The organism is Nitratireductor kimnyeongensis, from assembly GCF_019891395.1.
GTDB lineage: Bacteria > Pseudomonadota > Alphaproteobacteria > Rhizobiales > Rhizobiaceae > Nitratireductor > Nitratireductor kimnyeongensis.
Window position 1 is genome coordinate 2,745,922 of sequence record NZ_CP078143.1, and the last position, 18,131, is coordinate 2,764,052.

At 59.3% G+C, this 18,131-nt stretch carries 19 protein-coding genes; 13 read left to right on the forward strand and 6 right to left on the reverse strand.

Going from position 1 to position 18,131, the window contains the following annotated elements; translation table 11 throughout:
* Positions 1–2 precede the first annotated feature (2 nt).
* Both KW403_RS13145 and KW403_RS13150 read left to right on the forward strand, forming a co-directional pair.
* Positions 3–776, forward strand: a complete 774-nt coding sequence (locus KW403_RS13145) for a hypothetical protein (protein WP_223019919.1) — start codon at positions 3–5, stop codon at positions 774–776.
* Between the two features lie 43 nt (positions 777–819).
* Complete coding sequence (locus KW403_RS13150) at positions 820–1,518, forward strand: class I SAM-dependent methyltransferase (RefSeq protein WP_223019920.1); 699 nt, start codon at positions 820–822, stop codon at positions 1,516–1,518.
* Here KW403_RS13150 and KW403_RS13155 read toward each other — a convergent pair.
* Positions 1,492–3,270 (reverse strand): glycosyltransferase, encoded by a 1,779-nt coding sequence (locus tag KW403_RS13155; protein WP_223019921.1) that lies wholly within the window; start codon positions 3,268–3,270, stop codon positions 1,492–1,494. The two genes, KW403_RS13150 and KW403_RS13155, sit on opposite strands and share 27 nt — an antisense overlap.
* Positions 3,271–3,398: 128 nt before the next feature.
* Between KW403_RS13155 and KW403_RS13160 the strand changes: the two genes are divergently transcribed.
* Positions 3,399–4,298, forward strand: a complete 900-nt coding sequence (locus tag KW403_RS13160) for a glycosyltransferase family protein (protein WP_223019922.1) — start codon at positions 3,399–3,401, stop codon at positions 4,296–4,298.
* On the forward strand, positions 4,295–5,281 hold the full coding sequence (locus KW403_RS13165; RefSeq protein WP_223019923.1) for a glycosyltransferase: 987 nt from the start codon (positions 4,295–4,297) through the stop codon (positions 5,279–5,281). Before KW403_RS13160 ends, KW403_RS13165 begins: the two co-directional genes overlap by 4 nt.
* 157 nt (positions 5,282–5,438) lie before the next feature.
* On the opposite strand, the gene KW403_RS13170 is transcribed toward KW403_RS13165, so the two are convergent.
* The 4 genes from KW403_RS13170 to KW403_RS13185 all read right to left on the reverse strand — a co-directional run bounded on the left by KW403_RS13170 (position 5,439) and on the right by KW403_RS13185 (position 8,968).
* Entirely contained in the window at positions 5,439–6,224 is a 786-nt protein-coding gene (locus KW403_RS13170; protein WP_223019924.1) for an ABC transporter permease, read from the reverse strand.
* A complete protein-coding gene (locus KW403_RS13175) occupies positions 6,224–7,018 on the reverse strand; it encodes an ABC transporter ATP-binding protein (RefSeq protein WP_223019925.1) in 795 nt (264 codons plus the stop codon). Before KW403_RS13175 ends, KW403_RS13170 begins: the two co-directional genes overlap by 1 nt.
* A complete protein-coding gene (locus KW403_RS13180; protein ID WP_223019926.1) occupies positions 7,015–8,019 on the reverse strand; it encodes an ABC transporter substrate-binding protein in 1,005 nt (334 codons plus the stop codon). The genes KW403_RS13175 and KW403_RS13180 overlap by 4 nt, the downstream gene beginning before the upstream one ends.
* 112 nt (positions 8,020–8,131) lie before the next feature.
* Complete coding sequence (locus KW403_RS13185; protein WP_223019927.1) at positions 8,132–8,968, reverse strand: IclR family transcriptional regulator; 837 nt, start codon at positions 8,966–8,968, stop codon at positions 8,132–8,134.
* 68 nt (positions 8,969–9,036) lie between these two features.
* On the opposite strand from KW403_RS13185, the gene KW403_RS13190 reads away from it, so the two are divergent.
* Together KW403_RS13190 and KW403_RS13195 are read left to right on the forward strand one after the other, a co-directional pair.
* Positions 9,037–9,984, forward strand: a complete 948-nt coding sequence (locus KW403_RS13190) for a cupin domain-containing protein (protein ID WP_223019928.1) — start codon at positions 9,037–9,039, stop codon at positions 9,982–9,984.
* A 122-nt stretch (positions 9,985–10,106) separates the two neighbouring features.
* Positions 10,107–11,108, forward strand: coding sequence for an MBL fold metallo-hydrolase (locus KW403_RS13195; RefSeq protein ID WP_223019929.1), 1,002 nt, complete (start codon positions 10,107–10,109; stop codon positions 11,106–11,108).
* A gap of 77 nt (positions 11,109–11,185) precedes the next feature.
* Here KW403_RS13195 and KW403_RS13200 read toward each other — a convergent pair whose 3' ends face one another.
* On the reverse strand, positions 11,186–12,313 hold the full coding sequence (locus tag KW403_RS13200; RefSeq protein WP_223019930.1) for an FAD-dependent monooxygenase: 1,128 nt from the start codon (positions 12,311–12,313) through the stop codon (positions 11,186–11,188).
* A gap of 245 nt (positions 12,314–12,558) precedes the next feature.
* On the opposite strand from KW403_RS13200, the gene KW403_RS13205 reads away from it, so the two are divergent.
* The 7 genes from KW403_RS13205 to KW403_RS13235 all read left to right on the forward strand — a co-directional run bounded on the left by KW403_RS13205 (position 12,559) and on the right by KW403_RS13235 (position 18,128).
* Complete coding sequence (locus KW403_RS13205; RefSeq protein ID WP_223019931.1) at positions 12,559–12,861, forward strand: recombinase-like helix-turn-helix domain-containing protein; 303 nt, start codon at positions 12,559–12,561, stop codon at positions 12,859–12,861.
* Entirely contained in the window at positions 12,851–13,621 is a 771-nt protein-coding gene (locus tag KW403_RS13210) for an ABC transporter ATP-binding protein (protein WP_223019932.1), read from the forward strand. The genes KW403_RS13205 and KW403_RS13210 overlap by 11 nt, the downstream gene beginning before the upstream one ends.
* A gap of 26 nt (positions 13,622–13,647) precedes the next feature.
* Positions 13,648–14,622: an ABC transporter substrate-binding protein gene (locus KW403_RS13215; RefSeq protein ID WP_223019933.1), complete on the forward strand. Its 975-nt coding sequence runs from the start codon at positions 13,648–13,650 to the stop codon at positions 14,620–14,622.
* 59 nt (positions 14,623–14,681) lie between these two features.
* Positions 14,682–15,449 (forward strand): ABC transporter permease, encoded by a 768-nt coding sequence (locus KW403_RS13220; protein WP_246637777.1) that lies wholly within the window; start codon positions 14,682–14,684, stop codon positions 15,447–15,449.
* A 90-nt stretch (positions 15,450–15,539) separates the two neighbouring features.
* Positions 15,540–16,571: an aromatic ring-hydroxylating oxygenase subunit alpha gene (locus KW403_RS13225; RefSeq protein ID WP_223019935.1), complete on the forward strand. Its 1,032-nt coding sequence runs from the start codon at positions 15,540–15,542 to the stop codon at positions 16,569–16,571.
* Complete coding sequence (locus KW403_RS13230) at positions 16,568–17,308, forward strand: SDR family oxidoreductase (protein WP_246637778.1); 741 nt, start codon at positions 16,568–16,570, stop codon at positions 17,306–17,308. Before KW403_RS13225 ends, KW403_RS13230 begins: the two co-directional genes overlap by 4 nt.
* A gap of 7 nt (positions 17,309–17,315) precedes the next feature.
* Entirely contained in the window at positions 17,316–18,128 is an 813-nt protein-coding gene (locus KW403_RS13235; protein ID WP_223019936.1) for an alpha/beta fold hydrolase, read from the forward strand.
* Positions 18,129–18,131 lie beyond the last annotated feature (3 nt).

An 18,131-nucleotide genomic window follows, 5' to 3' on the forward strand; every position in this document is an offset into this window, starting at 1 on the left:
GAATGTCAAAGATTTATATTCAAAGTATGCCGAAGGCAGGGACGTATTTTTTCGGGGCCGTTCTTGAAAAACTAGGACTGTTGAATTCCGGATTTCATATACACGGCGGCTTTGTACAGCATACCTTGGCATACTCAGATGAAATTAATCGAGAGAGACCGACTGAAACAGAACTTGGTATCAATTGGACGACGGTTCTTCCAGCTTTACCAGAAAATAGTTTCTGCTTCGGTCATTTTCCCGCCTCGTTTTCTTCCTGGTGTTTTCCGCGTTACAAATATGTGATTGCGTATAGAGATCCTTCTGAAACCTTGGTCTCCGAATTCATCGACTTCAGGTTTCGACGGCGCGACTTGGCTTGGATTAGTAAAGCCGAAATCACAGATGATGGGGAAGCATTTGAGGCTTATCTAACGCTTCATGGCGTGTCTCACCACACAGTTTTATTTTCACACGTCATAGAATTGAGAAGAATTCTAGTGCGATCTGTAGCTCCTACGATGTTCCATCCTGAAAGGTTCGCTTTCTTTGATTTTAAGAAAGCTCGGGTGAGCGCTCAGGAAATATCGAGGCTGGCTGATTTTGTATTAGACGGAAAGAATGACATAGATTCTATTCAAATCCTTAGGGAATCTTTGGAAACTGAAACGAAAACAAAAGCCACAGATTTAAGAATAGATAGAGAGGCGCTTTGGACGAGTGAAGCTAAAAACATTTTTGGAAAGAGCCGCCTACCGCATCTGATAGAGGATGCTCAAAAAATAGGATTGTTATAGAGCTTTTTGCAACAGTTGAGCCTCCAGGTGGAAAGGTAAGGTGATGGGTTTGGATAATATCCGCGATGTGCGAAACGGAATTGATGTCTGTAGAAAAATTCTGAGTAGTAGCGATGAAGAATTTTCGTCAAGAAGATTCATTCTAGATTGTATTCTTGATTTTGGGATTATTCCAAATAATTGGGCACTAATGTCACGTTTTGGGGCAAATAGGAACACATCCCTGTTCGGATTAATACAGTATCCAACTGAGTTTGCTGATTTTCTGATGGCGCTTTCCAGGGTTCCTATAGAAAGCGCCATTGAAATTGGCGTTTTTAGAGGAGCTTCATCGTATTTCATATGCTCTGTTCTCCAAAGAGCAAATAAAAATGTAAAATACACGATGCTTGATATTGAGGATAATGTTATTGCATTTGATGAATTTAGTAGGTTTTTGAATATTATACCCGCTTTCAAAAAGACAAGTGATGATTTTGCTGGTCAGAAGTTTGATTTCGCGTTCATTGATGGCGATCATTCTTATGAAGGTGTCAATAAGGATATTATTAATATCGGGAATTTTGCAAAATGCGTCGCATTTCACGACATTTACGGTCATGAGTATAATAATTTGAATGGCGGAGTGGTTCGAGCATGGCGAGAGTTCGTTCAGGCGCATTGTATGGATATGAGTATTATGGAGTTTTCACACGCGCCTGAGCAATGGATGGGCTTAGGGTTGGCAATCCGAACGGATTGAGGTTTCCCAAAATTGCTCCGACGTTATCTGCGGGTAGGCTGTCTTGTAGGCCTCCCGCAATTTTTTGTAGCCGAGCAAAAAGCGCAGGCTGAGTGTCGCTACTTTGATTGCTTGTTTTATTCCTCTGAGCTGCTGAAATTGCACCGAGTAGGCTTGTGAGCCATCGGAGCTGATCACTCGTATCTTCTTTAATCCCCAAAGTATTGGAAGGTGGTTTCGGTCATGCACGCCAACTGTTCCTTCACGCAATGAGAGCCCCAGGCGCGGTAGGAAATGACCATTCAAAGTTAATTTCATCAAGCGCGCGCGCCACAAAGGGAGGACGCGTGGATACTCATAAACCGCGGTGGGTCGGCCCTCTCGTTGCTTCCAGCGCTCCTGCTGAACCAAGTCATTTATACTTTTACGCCGATTGCTATGCGTGAGATTGTTTTTGAAATAATCCGGCCCTTCAAGTACGTCTTCCCAGGAGAGCAAAAGGGAGTCCACGGTTTCATAATGAAGTTTGCAGATGTTTCTGAGTATAAACCATAGAGGAATTAATATTACATAAAACCTATTGCTTTTCAACTGAGGTGCACTCATGTGCTGAACTAGGCTATTTCTCAAGTCTAGATAAAGAGTCTGTGGAGACTCTTTCTCTTCGAAATCATCTTGAAATGATATGACGCCATTGATCGTCTGGATTGAAAACTCATTGTTCAAGGAGAAGCTTATATCGTCTCCACGAACAAAGAAGGGGAAAGGATAGTGCCGAGTAAGCCCTATCGGAAAGGCAAAGAACCACCAGCCGCCATAGAGCGTTGCCGGATCCGTGTTTTGGGTCTCCCGCTCGATTTCAATGATGGAATTAAACAACCGTAGATCGGAACCTTTGAAGCGCGGACGGCAAATTCTGTCGAACAGTGCACCATTCTCCCACATTCGCCATTTGTGATTGTTTGCAATCATGGCGCCGGCTATCGCGGTATTCTCTTTCGTTGCCAATTGAAGGAAGGCGTAGGTACGGTGGAGATTTTCCATGTGGAACGAGGCGTCGTCGTCCATGAATAGGCAGTGAGTGTAGCCTGCATTTTTCGCTTCCAAGAGCCCGCGCGCAAAGCCGCCTGATCCGCCGAAATTCGGGTTTTCGATATAGCGGATCTGGTTGTCGGTCTCGATCTTCGCCGATTTTCCATTGTCCACCACAAATACGCCGATATCTCCGCTGTAGGGATGGCCCGCCAAATAATCGCGAAGGCGTCGAGAAGTTTCCTCCACTTGGGCCTCGCGCTTAAAGGTGGTGATAGAGATCGCAAGCTTTATGTCGCGCAAGGGTTGTGTATCTGTGATAAAAGCTGCGCTCTCCAGTGTCCCTTCAGAGAGCGCTGTCAGCTCGAAATAAAGAATGCCGTTGCGCCATCGTTCATCGCTCCTATCAAGTTCGACGGAGAGGGGAGCTTCCGGTTCGAGCGAGACGACATCGTTGTACAACACCTCCCATGAGCGATTCAGATAGGCGCAATGTACCCGAAGCTGAAAACGGCCAGTGCCTGCAAGCCGAAGAAACAGTTTCCCCAACTTACACAGGCGTGACCACTTTCCGATGCTCAGGGCATTGAAGTAGGTGTCGAATGATAGCTTTCCTCCAGGAGAAAAGTGGAAATTCCTTTTCTCGAAACTTGCTGCGATCATGCCGCTGGTACGAAAATAGAGCTCGGTTTCAGTGCAGATTTCGTATTCCGGAAAAACCAGGTTCTGGAGGGTAATCATGAATCACTTACCTTGGGAGGGTACAATCATGAGGTGTATTGAACGATCCGGTCGTAAAATCCAACAGGTTTGTGTATGAACCAACTCAAATTTTGTTTTATCCACGTTGGACAGTGTCGAAAATTTTGATGGCTGATGAAAGCAGGGCCGGTTTGCGCATACGCGTTGCGGTCGTCTCCATGGATCCCGCGTTGCCGGAAGAAAGCGTGCTTGCGCGGCAGAAAGGGCTTATGGCCGGAGATGTTGTCCGCGTTGTGGCGGGGGAAGCGCAGCCGGAGACGGCCTTTGCCCTGAACTCCATCCCCTCCCGCCTCAACATGGGCGGGGCCGGCGGGTTTTCCTATGCCATCCTCTCGGCTCTGGCCGGCGGGGCCGAGTGGGTCTGGATCATGGATGACGATGCCTTTCCGGTCGGTGAGGATTGCCTCAAGACGCTTCTGGAAGAGGCGAAGGCGCGGGGGCTGGAGGTTGTTTCGCCCATCATCGTCGCGCCCGAGGACCAGCAGCGCCTGTCCTTTCCCTTCCGCGTGAACGGAAAGCTGACGCATGACCGCGCGGCGGTCGAGACGCTGGATTTCATCCCCTCCATGGCGCAGTTCTTCAATGGTGCGCTTGTGCACCGCGATGTCTTCTTCAAGGTCGGCCTGCCCGACATGCGGCTCTTCATCCGCGGCGATGAGGTGGATTTCATGGTGCGGCTCAGGCGCGCAGGCATCCGCTTCGGCACGGTCACAAATGCCGTGGTGGCCCACCCGCCGGGCTGGGGCGAGATCGTCCCGATCATTTCCGGCCGCGTCCATGTTCTCATTCCCGAAACCGAGTTCAAGCGCTATTACTTCTTCCGCAATCGCGGCTATCTGGCGCGCCGGCACCGGCGGCTGAAAAGCTTTGTGGGAGATCTGGTGCTCTATCCCTTTGTCTATATCGTCAAGCGGCGGTTCGACTGGGCGGGGCTCGCTTTCTGGTGGCGGGCCTTCCGCGACGGGCTGGCCTATCGCTTCGACCGTGCGCCGCATCTGAACCCGTGACCGGCGTCGAGACGGACACAGACAGGCGGATCGCCAGGGGCGTGGCGGTGGTGGTCGTCACCTATCGGCGGCCCGCCATGCTGGCGCAACTGCTGGAGAGCGTGGCGGGCTCGACCCTTTTGCCGGAGCACCTCGTCATCATCGACAATGCCAGCGGCGACGAGACGCCCGCCGTGGTGGAGGCGGCGCGCGCTGCCCTTGGGCCGGTCGAGCTCGACTATCGCCTGCTTGAGCGCAATCTGGGTGGGGCAGGCGGCTTTCACGAGGGGGTTCGCCTGGCCCACGCGGCCGGCGCGGAATGGATGTGGCTGATGGACGACGATGTGGCGCTCGCCCCTTCCGGGCTCGAGACGCTGCTTGCCCATGCCGGCCGATATCGCTGCCTGATGGGAGAGCGCGAGAACAGCGACGGCAGGCCGTTCTTCTTCCAGAACGTCTTTTTTCCCGCCCTCGGCGTGGCGCTGCCGCGCCCCGGCAACCTCTTTCGACGCGCCGATGTATGGCACACGAACCTCGCCACGTTCGAGGGCCTTTTCGTGCACCGCTCGGTGGTCGATGCGATCGGCTTTCCCGATCCGCGCTTCTTCATCACCTGGGACGATCTCGCCTATGGCTGGCTGGCCTCGCATGTGACCGATGTCGTGTGCGTGAAAGGAGTGGTGCTGCAGCGCCTGCGCCATCAGAGGCAGATCAGCCTGGGCGTGCGGCATCTGGCCGAGGCGTCGGATCTCTCGCGCTTCTACATGATGCGCAATCGCGGGCTGCTCGTGCACTATCTGCGCGCGAGGGGCCGCTACAGGCCGATCCCCTTCGCCTTCGGTACGGCGCTGGTCGCCCTCAAGGAAGTCCTGCGGCTGGTGGCGGTGGAGCGCCGGTTGAAGGGGATGGGAAGCATCACGCGGGGCATGCGCGAGGCGCGGCGCATCGCGCGTGACGATGCGTGGTCGGGCCTGCCTGAGGTGCCGCCGGCAGACCGCCCATGACGAGAGCCGCACCCTGACGCATGATCCTTCAGCGCGCGGGGATTGCGGCCCTCAAAGCAGAGCTTTTCTCCAGCGGTGAGGCGTCTGCGGCCCGCATTCTGCCGGTTGAACCTCCCGTGCCCAAGGCGTGTTGCACGTTCTTGCGCGGTTGCCGCTTCTATGCGTCGCGGCCTTTGCCTGCCACCGATGCGTGCCATGGGGTCAGCCAGCCACGCAGTTGCGCGATCAGCGTGTAGAGCGTCAGGCCGATCAGCGTCAGAAGCACGATGACGGCGAAGAGGCCGGGGACCTGCAGCTCCTGAAGCATGGCGACGGCGAGATAGCCGAGACCCTCATTGCCGCCGATGAACTCGCCGACAATGGCGCCGATCATGGACATCACCACCGCCACCTCCATGCCAGCCAGAACCACCGGCAGGGCAGTGGGAAGGTCGAGCATGGTGAAGCGCTGGATCGGGTTTGCCTGCAGCATGACGAACACGTCGCGGTCACCCGGTTCAACGGAGCGGAAGGCCACGAGTGCGTTCGAGAACACCGGGAAAAAGGAAAGCGCTGCGGCGATGACGATCTTCGATTCCAGCCCGAAGCCGAACCAGAGGATGAAAAGCGGGGCGAGCGCGATCTTCGGGATGAGTTGCAAGCACACGATGAATGGCTTGAAGGCCCATTCCAGCATCTGCACACGCGCCATCGCCATGCCGAGCGTGATGCCCAGGAAGACGGCTATCAGAAAACCGGAAACCGCTTCGATGACGGTCACCAGCGCATGTTGCCAGACCGTGGCATCGCTCACGAGGTCGATAAAGGCGACAACGATCTGAAAGGGCGTCGGCAGGATGAAGGCCGACACCTCGGCGGTGCGGACATACACCGTCCATGCAGTCAGAAAGAGGGCTACGGTCGCTACAGGAAGTGCGACACGGATCAAACGGTCGGTGCCCATCAATGGTCTCCTGTCAGACTGGCGCGAAGGCGCAGGAGCATGTCCTGGAACTCTGGCTTGCGTTGCAGATCGAGTGTGCGCGGGCGTTCGAAAGGCATCTCGACAACTTCGGTAATGCGCGCCGGGCGGGCGGCAAGCACCACCACGCGGTCTGAAAGAAAGGCCGCTTCCGTGATGGAGTGCGTGACGAGAATGGTCGTGACATTTGCCTTCGCGCAGACCGACATCAGCTCCATGTTGAGCGTGTCGCGCGTCATGGCATCCAGCGCGCCGAAGGGCTCATCGAGCAACAGAACCTGAGGCTGGGTGATAAGGGCGCGGGCAAGCGATGCGCGCTGGCGCATGCCGCCGGAGAGCGCGGAAGGGCGCACATTCTCGAAGCCCTTCAAGCCCACGGTCTCGCACAGCGCATGGGCGCGCTCTTCCCGCTCCGCCTTGCTGACGCCGCGCAGCCGCAGCGGCAGGGCAACATTCTCCGAGACCGTGAACCACGGAAAAAGCCGCGCTTCCTGAAACATCATGGAGATGGGGCGGGTGGCCTCCGCAGAACGTTTGCCGTTTTCCCAGACCGATCGGTTGCGCACGATGATCTCGCCTTCGCTCGGTCGTTCCAGACCGGCGATGATCCGCAGAAGCGTGGTCTTGCCGCAGCCCGACGGGCCGAGCAGGGAGATGAAGTCTCCCCGCTGCATGTCGAGTGTGGCATCGCCGATGGCGCGAACGGCGCTATCGCCCTGTCCGAAGGTCTTGCCGACACCCAGAATGCGGATGTCGGCGGCATTTTCGGTGGTCATGCTTTGAGGGCCTGGTCCAGAAGGTCGTTGGTATAGAGCTCCGTGGCCGGGACCTTCTTGTCGATCAGCTTGGCATCGGCAAGGAGCCCGACCGCCTTTTCCCAGACCTCCGGCACATTGCGCAGAATGTTGTCATTGCCCTTGGAAGCCCAGTTCTCGGCATTCGTGCGCAGATCCTTCTGCGCCGTCTCCAGATTGCTGAGCCCGGTGACCTCGTGCTTCTCGCCGATTGTCTTGAGAATGGGCTGAAGATCCTCGGTCGTGACGATCTCGCTGGCCGCCCTGTGCGTGGCGCGCAGGAAGGCCACGAACTTTTCGGGGTTCTCCGCGATCTGATCGGGACGCGCGACATAGACCTGGCCGGGCATCCCGTCATCGATCGGCATGACGTTCACATCGTCCCGCGCCGAGCTGGCGATGATCATCGACGATGTGTTCCCGAGGAAGGCACCCGCGCGACCGGCTTCGATCAGGGCGAAGGAGGCGGCCGAATCGGCCACCTTGACCTTTTCCACCGTGTCAGGCGAGACGCCGGCACCGGACATCATCAGGTTGAGCGTTCCCTCCATGGAGCCGCCCAGCGACGCCATGCCCACTGTCCGGCCCTCCAGATCAGCGATTTCGTTCACCGGATTGTCCTTGGAGGACAGAACGAAGAAGGGCGAACGCTGCGCGATGGTAGCGATGGAGATCAACGGTGCATCATTGTTGACGCGCGAAACGATGTAGTTGGTGCCGCCGGTGCGGCCCGAATCCATCTGCCCTGCAATGGTCATCTGCGCGGCAAGAGCCGCACCCTTGCCAGCCTGCAGGTTCATGGAGAGCCCTTCGTCGGCATAGTAGCCAGCAGCATCTGCATAGATGACCGGCGCGAACGCAAGCGAAAGCGAGAAGGGTGTGATGAAATTGAATGTCTCTTCGGTGTGGCCCTTGATGGGGAAGGAGAGCATCGCCGCACTTCCCACCGCTCCCAGCATCAGGTTTCGTCTTGTCAGATTCATAATGCGCGCCCCTTTGTTCAAATGTGAACTTAGTGTTCAATTTAGTCTAATCGCAAAGCAGCGCCTCTGGCAAGAGCGGCTTGGCTAGCCGGGTAACAAACGTTTGCCGGGATCACTCGCTCGATGGCGGGAACGAGGGTTTTGGCAAACCTCCCAAAAGACGCGTTATGGCATCCGCCGTGCGTTCGACCTCATGTCGGACCGTTTCGTCGATGCTGTCGACCCGATCGGCCGATGCGGCCTGTGTGGCGTTAATGGCCGCAACGACATTGCCCTCAATATCGCGCACGGGCGCCGCGATGCTGACAATCCCCGTCTCGAAGCTGCCGATCTGGACAATCGATCGCGCATTCCGGTCGCGCTTCCACTGCGCGCTCACTTCGCTCAGGCTGCGCGGGGTCTGGCCTGGCGCATTCTGGTAGGTTTCATCGCGAAAGAGCCGGATCAGTTCCTCCTCGCTGAGATCTGCGAGCAAGACGCGGCCCATCGTGGTGCCGGCTGCGGGCAGGCGGCTGCCGACATGAACAATGCTGGCAAGGCCCATATGGCTGGGAACGCGCAGCATGTAGAGAACGAACCGGCCGTCGCGCACACCCAGATGTGCCGACCAGTCCGTCGTATCGCGGAGTTTCTCGAGCTCCGGCAAGGCCACTTCCACGAGCTCGCGCGTTGCCAGGTAGCCATAGCCCAGCCGGAGAACGGCAGGTCCGAGCGTGTAGCGTGAGGTTTGCGGATTGTGCAGGAGGTAACCCTGGTGCGCCAGGGTGTAGACCGTCCGGAAGGCCGCCGAGCGGGTGGTGCCAAGCTGGCGTGCAATGTCCGAGAGTGTCATTTCGCGGTTGTCGGGCGTGAAAGCCTGCAAGACCTGCAAGCCGCGGATCAGGCCGGGGACGATATATTTATCGTCGGAAGGCGGAACGGCGGGGGATGGTTCGGGTGTTTTATCCATAAAACGCTGTCTAGCAGGTAAAACGCTCTTGTTCTAGCGTCGGATCAACTCACAGGAGAGGAAACCCGATGACTATACACACCACTGCCGCTTCGGCGCTTGCTCAGGAACTCGCTGCCCATACGGGGCGCTTCACCGACAAGACGTTCGACTGGAACGCTTTTCCATCCAATGCCGGCTTTGATGATCTGGCCCGCGCGCAGATGCGCTATATCGGGGCCGGCGGCTCGCCGAAAGTGGGCGACACAACGACCCTGAAACCGGATCATTTCACGCTCAGCCTGATCCACAAGGAGCCCGGCAAATATGCGGCCTGCCACAGCCATGAGATTGAAGAGAGTTTTCTCATCATCGACGGCGTGTTGGTCGTTGGCTGGGAAAAGGATGGCGAAGTGGTCGAGGTCAAGCTCGGCGCGAAGGATATGATCCTCAACGCCCGCGAGATCGGTCATGGTTTCCGCAATGACGGTGTGGTGCCGGTGTTGATGTCGATTTCGGTCGATGTGGGCAAGCCGCTGCCGCCGGTTTATCACTACCATCCCAAGGAGCACCCGGCGGAGCTCGCCCGCAGCTTCGGTGCCGAGCCCGGCAAAACACTCCCCTTCGACCGCAATGGCAGCCACCCGCTGCAAAAACTGATGGCGCAGTATGTGGTGCGCCACAGCGAATTGCCGACGATCTGGGAAAAGGCCGGCTTCACCCGCAAGGTCTATGTGGGCGAGGGCGGCATTCAGCACGAAACGTGCCGCAAGGAGATGCTCGGCATTCCCTCACAGGTTGGCATCAAGCCGATCGTGCGCGATGTCGAGGATGCCTATCTCGTCCTCGAGGGCTCGCTGATCGTCGGTTGGGAAGAGAATGGCGAGACCGTAGAGGTGGAACTCGGGCCACGCGATCTGGTCAAGACGCCGGCTGCCCGCAAGCACTGGTTCCGCAACAATGCCGCGGCGCCTGCCACGGTGTGGTCGGTCATCGGCTCGTCCAAGCCCGACGGGATTGTCTACGAAGCGGCGTAAGATCCGCTTTCGCTAAAAGCAATATCCCTGCCCCCATCCCCGCCGACTGGCCGGGGTGGGGGCACGGCCACGCTGGCCGGTCACTCCCCGTGGCCAACGCGTCCATCAAGAGGAGGACCACCATGCATTTCACACGCCGGAACGGGCTGAAATTCATTGCTGCAGGCGCGGCAGCTGCCGTCTTGCCGGTCATGCCGGCGTCTGCCGCTTCGCCGGCGACGGCCGACAAGGGAACGCGGCTCATCTTGCTCGGCACGGGCGGCGGGCCCACCCCGCTGCCGAACCGCAACCAGCCTGCCAGCGTGCTTCTGGTGAATGACGAGCCCTATGTGATCGACGCCGGCAACGGCGTAGCCCGGCAATTGATGCTCGCGGGGATAGGTTCTCACCGGATCGGCAAGATCTTCATCACCCACCATCACGATGACCATAATGCAGATATGGGAACACTGATGGGGCTTGCCTGGTCGAACGGCCGGGCGGTACCCTCGGACGCCTTCGGGCCGCCCGGCACCGAAGCGATGGTCAGGGCCTTTGTCGACTATTTTGAGCCGAACTCGGCAGTGCGCCGCGCCTTCAGTGGCGGCAAAAATGCCCCGAGCGAGCTGTTTCGGGGGCATGATGTGGCTGGGTCCGGTTTCGTCTATGAAGACGAGAATGTGCGGGTGACGTGTGTCGAGAACACTCATTACCCGAACCAGGGGCACAAGGATGGTGTCCATCACGTTTCCTACGCCTACCGCTTCGAGACGGCTGACCGGGTGATCGTGTTCAGCGGCGATACGGCGGTGAGCGAAGAGCTTGCCGGGCTGACGAAGGGCGCCGACGTGCTGGTGCATGAAGTGATCAATGTCGAGCGGACGGGGGTCCTCATCGGGAAGAAATTCGCGGAACAGGGCCGCTCACCTGAAGAGATCGAGCGGGTGCTGAAGGCCGTGATCGCCATCCACACACCGCTCGAGGATGTGGGGCGCCTGGCGGAAGGCGCCGGCGTGAAGACGCTGGTGCTCAATCATTTCGTGCCGGGTTTCGACCCGGAGGAAACACCGGAAAGCTGGGTTGCAGGTATCAGGGCGCACTATGCCGGCGAAATCATTGTCGGCGAGGACCTGATGGTAATCTGATGCGCGCGGGGTGACAGGATCACCGTCACCCCGCGTTCCTGGCCAGGCGCTCTCAAAACGGGCGCTTGGCGCTCCCTTTATCCCGATGCCAGTTCCACCGCCCAGGCATCGTAGCCATAGACCCAGTCTGCATTGGTTCCCTGCTTCAGCCAGTCATTGGCAAGCGAACCCTGCTGCACCTTCGCTGTCCGCGGGATGCGGGCTTCCTCATAACGCTTCAGGGCGCCGGAAACGCTTGCGGGCGTCGCGCCGTCGAGGGCGCGTGCCAGAACCACCGCATCTTCCGAGGCCATGCAGGCGCCCTGCGCCATGAAGGGCACCATCGGATGGGCGGCATCGCCCAGAAGCGTGATCGCGCCGCGCGACCAGTGCTGCATCGGCTCGCGCACATGAAGGGCCGAGCGGGTGACCGTCTCGCAGGCATCGAGGAGTGCCCGTGCCTCCGGATGGAAATCCGCATAGGCGTCTCGTAGCGCCTGAATATCTCCGGGCAGCGTCCAACCTTCTTCGGTCCAGTCATCCTGCGGTGTGGTGGCGAAGACGAAGATCTCGGTGCCCCGATTGAGCGGGAAGGTGACGATCTGGCGGTCGGGTTTCGGTCCCCACCACTTGGTGAAGGAATCGAGATTGGGAATGCCTTCGCCGCGTTCGCGCGGGAACACGGCGCGGTAGGACACCAGGCCGGTGAATCGTGGATGATCCTCGCCGAAGAGTGAATGCCGCACGGCCGAGTGAATGCCGTCAGCTCCGATCAGCACATCGCAATCAAAGCGCGTGCCGTCGGCCAGAAGTGCGGTCGCACCGGTTTCGGTTTCCTCTGCGCTTTGGACCTGTGCTGCGAAGCGAATGGTGTCTGGAGCCAAAGCATTCTCCAGCGCTGCCAGAAGGTCGGCGCGGTGAATCGTGAGCTGGGGTGCGCCATAGCGCTCTTCCGCCGCTGTGCTCATGGGCAGGCGCGAGGTTTCCTCGCCAGTATCCCAGGTGCGACTGATGCGGTATTCAGGCCGTGCTGCCGTCTTGCGCAGAAGGTCGCCGATCCCGAGCCCGTCGAGCGCATGCACCGCGTTCGGTGTGAGGTTGACGTCGGCACCGATGCGGCCGAAGGCGCGGGCACGTTCAAAAATTGTGACATCGTGCCCCTGTTTTTGCAGCGCGATCGCTGTCGCCATTCCACCAATGCCGCCACCGGCTATGCCGATCTTCATTCAGCTCACTCCCTGAAATGTTCAAATAAGAACTTATAGTTCAATAAATAACGGTATTCGGTGTGGTGCAGGCTGTCAACGCAGTCCCGTCGGCGTCGCGTGGTGATCCGCTTGGGAGGTGAAAGGACCAAGACTCCCCGGCCAGCACATCTGCTCGGGAAGGGACAGTTGACAAGGGCAGCCGGATTCGTCATTCTAATTTTTGAACAATGTGTTCTTATTTGAACGTTGAATGGGAGCAAGAGATGGACGCCTTCAAAGATCGCCTGTCGCAGCGCGCCTTCGACACGGGGCGTCCCGGGCTGGAGCATCAATGCCGGGGGCGTGAGCTGGACGAGCGGGAGAACGCGCTCGCCGATGCGTTGATGGCGATCTACGCCACCGGCGAACACGATTTTTCCGCCGTGGCACAGCAACTGGCCGAAAAGGGCGTGATTGCGCCGCGCTCCGGAAGAACGGACTGGTCGGAAGAACTGCTCAACGAAGAGCTCGTGGCAACGAACAGGGAACTGGACGCGGCATACGAGGCTCACGGCTATGGCGCTTGAGTTTCGCTCTGTCAGCAAGGAATTCACCACCGGGACCGGCCAGAACCTCGTCGCCGTAAACGATATCAGTTTCCGTGTGAATGAGGGGGAATTCGTTTCCGTGGTAGGGCCCTCCGGTTGCGGCAAGAGCACGATCCTCAGTATGACTGCCGGCCTCTACCAGCCGACGCGCGGTGAGGTTCTGGTCAGCGACGAGCCTGTCAGCGGTCCCAATGCACATGTGGGCTTCATGCTGCAGAAGGATCTGCTTCTGCCCTGGCGGGATATTGTTTCGAATGTCGAGTTCGGATTGGAAGCGCGCGGTGTGGCGCGGTCGGAACGGCGCGATCGGGCCATGGCGGAGTTGAAGCGTTGTCACCTGGCGGGCTTCGAAAACCATTTTCCGTATCAGCTCTCCGGCGGTATGCGTCAGCGTGCGGCGCTGGCACGGACACTGGCAATCAAGCCGGAAATCGTCCTGCTTGACGAACCATTCTCCGCGCTGGATGCGCAGACCAAACTGCTGCTGCAAAACAGCTTTGCCCGAACGATCTCCGAGACCGGAAAGACGACGCTTCTGATCACCCATGATCTGGCCGAGGCGGTCTTGATGTCGGACCGTATTCTTGTCTTGTCCGAGCGCCCGGGCACGGTCGTGGCGGAGATCAAGGTCGATCTGCCGCATCGCGACGAGCCGTTGCAGCGACGGGTCATGCCCGAGGTCAGCGATTACGCGGCGCAGATATTCAAGCATCTGAAATTGGAAGAAAAAGCCATCTGATTGGCCACAAACAAAGGGGAATTCCGATGAAACGCATGCTCAAATCAGCGTTTGCCGCTGCCATTCTGACGGCCTCGGCCGTGGGCGCCATTGCCGCCGAAAAAGTGACTTATCTTTTCCCGGCTCCTGATTTCCTGCCGGCGTTCGCACCTTTTCAGCTCGCCAAGAGCAAAGGCTATTTCGGTGATGCCGGTCTCGATGTGACGTTCCAGGTGGGCAAGGGTGGTGCCGATGTCGCCACCCAGGTCGCCGTTGGCAATGCGGATCTTGGCGGTGGCATTGGGGATACGCCGATCATCGTGCGCGCCAATGGTCTGGACATTCGCGGCGTTGCCCTGCTTGGCGGGCGCGGCCTGACGCAGCTTGCCTGGCGCAAGGATAGCGGCATCACCGGACCGGCAGACCTGAAGGGCAAGTCGATTGGCGTTCTCGCCTTTCAGGACACCACTTACTACAACCTGCTCGGCGTTCTGGCTTCGGCCGAGTTGAGCAAGGCGGATGCGGATATTCAGGCGGTCGGCCCGGGCGGCATCATTCAGTTGACTATCGCTGGAAACCTGCAGGCCATGTCAGGCGTGCCGGAATGGATCGCCGCCATCGAGGCCGCAGGCGTCGAGATGGAGCAGATGCCCGTCGACGAGGTCTTCCCGGCCATGGCGCAGGCCATCATCGCGTCCGACAAGACCATCGAAGAGCGTCCGGAAGTGGTGCGCGGCTTCGTCGGCGCGGTGCTGAAGGCGGTCGCCGATATTTCTACCGATCCGGCTCAGGCGGCCAAGGACTATGTAGCTGCCGTTCCGCAGCATGCGGGCAAGGAAGCCGAGATCGAAGGCATCCTGAGTTCCTATGCATCGCTGGTTTACCCCGAAGGCGAAAACCAGCCGCTCGGCGCATTCGATCCAGAGCGTATCGGCAAGGTGCAGGCATTCTATGTCGACAATGGCATCGTCCAGACCGCCGTTCCGATCGATGATCTTTACACAAACGAATTCGTCCAATGACACAGGTCGGTTCGATGGAGACCGGGGCGAAAGCCCCGGCCGAGGTGGCAAAGCCCGTCATGAGTTCGCAGAATAAGACATACCTCGCCAGTCTGGCCCTTCTGGTGCTCGTCCTGCTCGCCTGGCAGTTCCTGCCACCGGCGCTCGGGGTGCCGAAGTTCATCATCCCGACGGTGACGGACTGCCTCTTCGAGATGAAGCGCATGCTGCTTCAGGAAGGGTTGGTGGGCCACACGCTCTCGACGGCGCTCTATACGGTTCTCGGTTTTGCCATCGGCAGCCTGCTCGGTGCGGTGATCGGCTATTTGCTCGGGATGTCGGAGTTCTGGGAGAAGGTGCTTTCGCCCTATATTCTGGCGCTGCAGATCGCACCGAAGGTTGCCTTCGCGCCGCTCTTCATCATGTGGTTCGGCTACAACGCGATGCCGAAGCTTCTGGTGACCGTGCTGATCGTGTTCTTTCCGGTTCTGGTCAATGTGCTGCAGGCCATGCGCACGGTCGATCGCGACCTGGTCAATCTTGCACGGGCCTACAACCTTTCCCGCTGGGGCATCTTCATGAAGGTCGAGATGCCATCCACGCTGCCCAATTTGATGGCGGGCCTGAGGATCGCCTCCACGCTCGCGGTGATCGGCGTGACGGTTGGCGAACTGGTGGGCGGAAACACCGGGCTCGGCTTTCTGATTTCCTACGGGGGCGGACAGGCGAATGCGGCGATGGTCTTCAACGCCATCGTGCTGCTCACCGTGATCGGCTTCCTGCTCTATTCAGTGCTCGTGCGGATCGAGGAACGGGTGCTGCACTATCTGCCTAAAGCCCAGCATTAGCCGCGGTATCGGACCGTGGGCCGCAACTGGCTTTGAACAAACAAGACCGCCGGGAGCGGGAGGCTTCCGGGATCCAGGACGGAGACGGACATGACAGGCATCGACAAGAAAGCGCTGATTGAGGAGCGGGTGAACACCGGTCTGCATGGCCAGTGGTATCCGGTGGCCAAATCGGTGGAAGTCAAGGCGAGCAAGCCTTACGGAACGCGCCTGCTCGGCAACAAGATTGTTCTGTGGCGCGATGCGGAGAACCGGCTGCGCTGCGTGGAGGATTTTTGCCCGCATCGCGGTGCACCGCTCTCCTATGGCGAGATCCACGAGGGCAATATCGGCTGCCGCTATCATGGCGTTGTCGTCAATGGCGACGGCGTTGTGGTGCGGGTTCCGGCCATGCCCGAATGCGCGCTGGAAGGCCGCAAGGCGCTCAAATCCTTCGAGGTGGCGGAAGCTGGCGATGCCGTGTTCGTCTATGTGCCTTCCGCCGAGCAGCCCGAAGCGCCGCCGCTGGCGCTGCCGAAAGAGCTGACCGATGAGGCCTGGACAGGCTTTCTGTGCACCGGTGAGTGGAAGGCCAATTACCGCTACGCGCTCGACAATCTCGCAGACCCGATGCATGGCTGCTACCTGCATGCGGAAAGCTTCACGCTCGCCTTCGGGTCCAAACAGGACCTGATGAAGCTCGACAAGACCGACACGGGGTTCCGGATCAGCCGCGTGGGGCAGGTGGGTGAGAATTTCGACTGGACCGAGTTCGAGGTTCATCCGGGCTCGATGTTCTGTTTCCTTGAAATTCCCTATCCGCCAGCAGCCGGTCCGGGCGGCGTGTTCCGCATCATCGGGTTTGTCACGCCCGTCGATGCAACCACATGCAAGGTCTTCTTCTGGCGCATGCGGAAGGTCTCCGGGCCTGCCCGCGAAAGCTGGCGCTTCCTTTATCGCGCGCGTCTGGAAAAGACCCATTGGGACGTGCTCGAGCAGGATCGTGTGATGCTGGAGGGCATGCCCGACGACGCGCGCAAGCGTGAAATGCTCTACCAGCACGACCTCGGCGTCTCCCGCGTCAGGCAGATTCTCACCCGCGCGGCCAAAAGCCAGGTCGAGGCCGAGATGGCGGCTGAATGATGCTTGAAGGACGCACCATACTGGTGACGGGAGCCGCACGCGGGCTCGGCGCCGAAATCGCCAGATGCCTGGCGAAACACGGCGCGGATCTCGTGCTTGCCGACATCGCCGAGGAGGAGGGCCACGCGGTCGCGAAAGAGACGGGCGCGCGCTTCATCCCGCTCGATCTCGGCGAGCCGGCATCGATCGAGGCGGCGGCAAAGGCGCTGGGCGAGGCGAATGGCGGTACCCTGCACGGGCTCGTCAACAACGGAGCCATTGCGACAGGCATTGGCGGCATCCCCTTCGATGAAATCGACATCGAAAGCTGGGACCGGGTGATGCGGGTCAATGTGCGCGGCACCTGGCTGATGACACGCGCGGTCGCGCCTCTATTGAAGGCTGCGGGCACGGGCCGGATCGTGAATGTCGCGTCTGACACGGCGCTGTGGGGCGCGCCGCGCCTGATGTCCTATGTCGCCAGCAAGGGAGCGATGATGTCGATGACGCGGTCGCTTGCGCGCGAACTCGGTCCCGACCGTATCGGCGTGACGGCGGTCGCTCCAGGCATCCTGACGACGGAATCCACGGACTACGTGCCGGAAGCCCGCCACCGGCTTTATGCCGAGGGCAGGGCGGTGCCTGGAGCACAGGGTCCTGGCGAGATCACGGAAACCATTGCCTTTCTGCTCAGCGAGGGCGCGCTCGCGCTCACCGGGCAAATCCTGCCGGTCAACAATGGTTTTGTCTTCAATTGAGGCGGTCATGACGTTCAAAGAGCACATATCCGGCAACATCGCCTATCTCGAGCGCCCTGGTTCGGGCGGTCCGACGCTGGTGATGCTGCATGGGGTCGGCTCCAACGCGGCCTCCTTCGTGCCGCTCCTGCCGCATCTCCCGCGCGACTGGCGCATCGTTGCCTGGAACGCGCCCGGCTATTGCGGATCGGCGCCGCTCGATGCGGACTGGCCGCTGGCAAGTGATTATGCCGAGGCGCTGAAGGCGTTTCTCGACCGGCTGGAACTGGATAGGGTCTTTCTTGCGGGCCACTCGCTCGGCTGTCTCATGGCGGCGTCCTTTGCGAGCACGCACCGCGACCGTGTCGCGCATCTCCTTTTGAGTTCGCCGGCACTTGGCCATGGCGTGCCGCGCGGTGCCGCGCTGAGTGCTGCCGCTCAGGCGCGCATTGACGACCTTGAGTCACTTGGCGCGGAGAAATTCGCCGCGCTGCGTGCGCCGCGGCTGGTCTTCGAGCCTGAAGCCAACACCGACATCGTGGATCGTGTGCGCCATGGCATGGCGCAGGTGAGCGTGCCGGGTTACCCGCAGGCAGCGTGCATGCTCGCGTCGGGCCGTCTTTTGGACGATGCGGAGCGTTTGCAGGTGCCGACTGATGTCATCGTTGGTGCGGAAGATGTCGTGACCCCGCCCGATTCCGCGCGTCGTGCCCATTCGGCGCTGCGCCAGCCGTGGCGCGGTGCACTCACGCTCGTGCCAGGTGCCGGGCATGCCCTTTATCAACAGTCTCCCGCCGCTTTCGCAGCGGCGCTCGAAGCGTTTGCGGAAACAGCCGGTTGAGGC

Coding starts and splice junctions, on each gene's coding strand:
- KW403_RS13200 (WP_223019930.1), bottom strand. CDS start 12,313: ATGAAGATCGGCATAGCCGGTGGCGGCATTGGTGGAATGGCGACAGCG.
- KW403_RS13210 (WP_223019932.1), top strand. CDS start 12,851: ATGGCGCTTGAGTTTCGCTCTGTCAGCAAGGAATTCACCACCGGGACC.
- KW403_RS13195 (WP_223019929.1), top strand. CDS start 10,107: ATGCATTTCACACGCCGGAACGGGCTGAAATTCATTGCTGCAGGCGCG.
- KW403_RS13155 (WP_223019921.1), bottom strand. CDS start 3,270: ATGATTACCCTCCAGAACCTGGTTTTTCCGGAATACGAAATCTGCACT.
- KW403_RS13230 (WP_246637778.1), top strand. CDS start 16,568: ATGATGCTTGAAGGACGCACCATACTGGTGACGGGAGCCGCACGCGGG.
- KW403_RS13205 (WP_223019931.1), top strand. CDS start 12,559: ATGGACGCCTTCAAAGATCGCCTGTCGCAGCGCGCCTTCGACACGGGG.
- KW403_RS13150 (WP_223019920.1), top strand. CDS start 820: ATGGGTTTGGATAATATCCGCGATGTGCGAAACGGAATTGATGTCTGT.
- KW403_RS13190 (WP_223019928.1), top strand. CDS start 9,037: ATGACTATACACACCACTGCCGCTTCGGCGCTTGCTCAGGAACTCGCT.
- KW403_RS13215 (WP_223019933.1), top strand. CDS start 13,648: ATGAAACGCATGCTCAAATCAGCGTTTGCCGCTGCCATTCTGACGGCC.
- KW403_RS13235 (WP_223019936.1), top strand. CDS start 17,316: ATGACGTTCAAAGAGCACATATCCGGCAACATCGCCTATCTCGAGCGC.
- KW403_RS13180 (WP_223019926.1), bottom strand. CDS start 8,019: ATGAATCTGACAAGACGAAACCTGATGCTGGGAGCGGTGGGAAGTGCG.
- KW403_RS13220 (WP_246637777.1), top strand. CDS start 14,682: ATGAGTTCGCAGAATAAGACATACCTCGCCAGTCTGGCCCTTCTGGTG.
- KW403_RS13170 (WP_223019924.1), bottom strand. CDS start 6,224: ATGGGCACCGACCGTTTGATCCGTGTCGCACTTCCTGTAGCGACCGTA.
- KW403_RS13225 (WP_223019935.1), top strand. CDS start 15,540: ATGACAGGCATCGACAAGAAAGCGCTGATTGAGGAGCGGGTGAACACC.
- KW403_RS13160 (WP_223019922.1), top strand. CDS start 3,399: ATGGCTGATGAAAGCAGGGCCGGTTTGCGCATACGCGTTGCGGTCGTC.
- KW403_RS13185 (WP_223019927.1), bottom strand. CDS start 8,968: ATGGATAAAACACCCGAACCATCCCCCGCCGTTCCGCCTTCCGACGAT.
- KW403_RS13175 (WP_223019925.1), bottom strand. CDS start 7,018: ATGACCACCGAAAATGCCGCCGACATCCGCATTCTGGGTGTCGGCAAG.
- KW403_RS13145 (WP_223019919.1), top strand. CDS start 3: ATGTCAAAGATTTATATTCAAAGTATGCCGAAGGCAGGGACGTATTTT.